This is a genomic window from Nonomuraea sp. NPDC051941, from assembly GCF_044593615.1.
The window spans coordinates 1-3,015 of the sequence record NZ_JBIUCF010000129.1 but is presented as its reverse complement, the minus strand read 5'-3'; the positions used below and the strand labels follow the sequence as shown (position 1 = coordinate 3,015).

Sequence of the window (3,015 nt, the reverse complement as noted above, 5' to 3'; positions counted from 1 at the left end):
CCGGTTGAGTCGGCACGGGGCGCGGTGCCGGGATTGCTCCCGGTCCGTTTCCCCGTACCGCTCGCCGCACCCGGCGTGCGGCTCTCACCGCACCGGGCGCTCCACGTGTCTTGACCGCTGGTCAGCTGCTTGTGGGGGCAACTGCCGGCTTCGGGATCCATGGAGTCGGTATGTTCCTTCCGCGATAGCGGTAGCGGGTAACCGCGACGCTGGCCGCGCCGGTGAATACGACTCCGTTGTGAGCGAATCTCCACCCCTTGTCGCAGAAGCGGCGACGGAGTTCCTTCATGGACAGCCCGGTTCGTCCTCTGTACTTGGCACGAATCCAGCGCATCAGCCGATTCCAGGTGAAAGAGTCGACGGCGCTGAAACTCGCCTTGGACACACCGTGCCGGAAATAGTTCGCCCACCCCGCGAGGGATCTGTTCAGGTCGGCGAGCAACTCGCCCAGATCCTGATAGCGGGTTGACCTGTACGTCTTTGTCCTCACCTTGTCCTTGATCGACTGGACGGCCTTCTTGGACGGCGTGGTATAGACGTAGTGCTTGCTGGTTCCTCGTTTCCGCATCCGGCGGATGTCGAAGCCGAGGAACGTGAAGCCCTCATCGATGTGGACCACCTGGGTCTTCTCCGGTGCCAGCCGCAATCCCAGGGGGGCGAGCACGGTTGACACCTCCTCACGCAAGGCCTCCGCGTGATGACGATCGCCGAACACCATGATGACGAAGTCATCGCAGTAACGGATAAGCCGCCAGTTCCCGAGACCTTTCTTTCTGCGTTGGCGCCGTTGCCCATCCGTGCCCATTTCTTGCTGCCATAGCTGGTCGAAGTGCTCGTCCAGTGCCGACAGGGCAATATTGGCGAGTAACGGCGAAAGAATTCCCCCTTGCGGGGTTCCAGTGTGGGTCTCTTCCCTGGCTCCGAATTCGGTAAGGACCCCGGACTTCAGGAACGCCTTCACCAGCGAGCAGATGCGCTTGTCCTTAATCCTCTTCCTCAGGCGATCCATCAAAGCCGTGTGTTCGATTTCATCGAAGCAGGCTCGGATATCACATTCCAGAGTCCAATGGTATCCACTGGAGCCGAGGAGGTGGATCTCGGCGATCGCGTCATGTGCTCGGCGGTTTGGGCGGAACCCATATGAGCACGGCCTGAAGTCCGCCTCAAAGATGGGTTCGAGCACCAGTTTCAGACTTGCCTGAACCACGCGGTCAGCGACAGTGGGAATACCGAGCTTCCGGAACTTCCCGGGGCTATCCTTCGGGATCATCACTTGCCGCACTTCGACCGGCCGGAACTCGCCCGACTTCAGCGAATCCCGGATCTGCTCCAGAAAAGCCTCGACCCCGACCCAGATTTCGACCTTGGCGGCCGTAGCCTTGTCGATCCCTGCGGTCTTCGCACCCTTATTGGTGGACACGCGTTCCCACGCTGCCACCAGGAACGCCGGGTCGTAGACGAGGTTGAACAGGTCGCCGAAACAGCGATCGGGATCATCGATCGCCCAGCGATGCAATTTTGTCTGCATCCTCCGTACCGTGAAGTGCGCCGTATCAGGATCAGGCCACCTCACGGCCCCGACATTCGCCGAGGCGTCTTCGGACATTGCTTTCTCCTTGGCTTGACACGCTGCCGCCCTTCCCCATGTGCACGGGCTTTCCCCGGCTCGGAGTACTACGGCGGCTCCGTCCCCTCCGCGCCTTCGGCAGACGTCGCGCCTATCCATACCCGCCCCTTCTGGCTGAAGGTGAGATATGGAGCGGACACGGATGGTTCCCGCGTTCACTGTTATTCCGTTCAACAGGTTAGGCACCCGGCTCTACCCCTGCGGCATCGCCATGGTTACGCCGTAGATTTTCACCATGGCCTCCCTGCACGAGCTACTAAGACCCTGCCGAGAGTTCCCCGAACCCCAGTTTCAGGGTGCGAGTGCGCGCCGCTAACCAGCCCGAATCCGTCGGGTTAGAGCTGGCGGATGCTCAAGAGGCTTAACAACACCGGTTCCTCACGTATACCTTCCTGTCTCGCTCACCGCGCCCGGCCCGTCCGACAGTTCCGAACCGGCGCGACTTTGTCGAGGCTGCTCCCACCCTCCCCAGCGACTCCCGGATCAGGCTTCCTCCAGCTTCAATTCGCCACTACGACGACGAACAGATGGCGGTCTTTCACCTCCATACGGAATAACAGCGCCTCGCGGCGCACTAGTACCGCATCCAGCCCGCCACGATCGGATTGATCGCCTTGGCGAGCTCTTGCTCAGTGAGGTTGACCCGCTGGTGCAGCCGCCATCCACGGACGACGGCGCCGAGCCTTTTTGAGGGCGTCATTGCTGATCGCAGGCAGGAAACTGAGAAACCGCCTCCCGTACTTGTCCTGCGCCTGCCTCGGCTGGAACGTGAACCCCAGGAATGTGAACGCGACGTGTTCGTACGAGCCACGCCGTGATTGGTCCTTGCAGTACACGATCCGGGTTTTGTCGGAATGCAGTCGCAGCCCAACTTCCTCCACCCTGTTCTCCAGCGCGGCCAGAACCTTGCGGGCCTGGTCCTCGCTGACGCAGTGCACCACCGCGTCGTCGGCATAACGCTCGAACCCGACCTGCGGGTAGTTCCGCATCAACCAGGTGTCGAACGCGTAATGCATGAACAGGTTCGCCAGAACAGGTGAGACCGCCGACCCCTGGGGAGTCCCTCGGTCCCGCAACTGCACAGTACCGTCGGGCAGTCGCAGCGGGGCTTGAAGCCACCGCTGGACGTACAACTTCACCCAAACGGCGTCGGTGTGAGTCTCCACGGCCCTGACGACGAGGTCCCACCGGACGCTGTCGAAGAACTTCTGGATGTCGAGGTCGATCACCCAATCCCGCTTCCAACAACGCCGCCGGCAGCGCTCCACCGCATCCAGGGCCGATTTCCCAGGGCGGTAGCCGTAGGAGTCCTCATGGAACACAGGATCCACGCGAACCCCCAGATGCCTGGCCACCACGGTCTGGGCAACCCGGTCAGCGACCGTGGG

2 protein-coding genes are annotated in these 3,015 nt (G+C 61.8%); both read right to left on the bottom strand.

Annotated elements, in window-relative coordinates:
• Positions 1-121: 121 nt before the first annotated feature.
• Entirely contained in the window at positions 122-1,606 is a 1,485-nt protein-coding gene (ltrA, locus tag ACIHFD_RS67685) for a group II intron reverse transcriptase/maturase (protein WP_397375937.1), read from the bottom strand.
• 650 nt (positions 1,607-2,256) lie between these two features.
• The coding region (locus tag ACIHFD_RS67680) for a reverse transcriptase domain-containing protein (RefSeq protein ID WP_397375936.1) at positions 2,257-3,015 on the bottom strand (759 nt) is incomplete at its 5' end.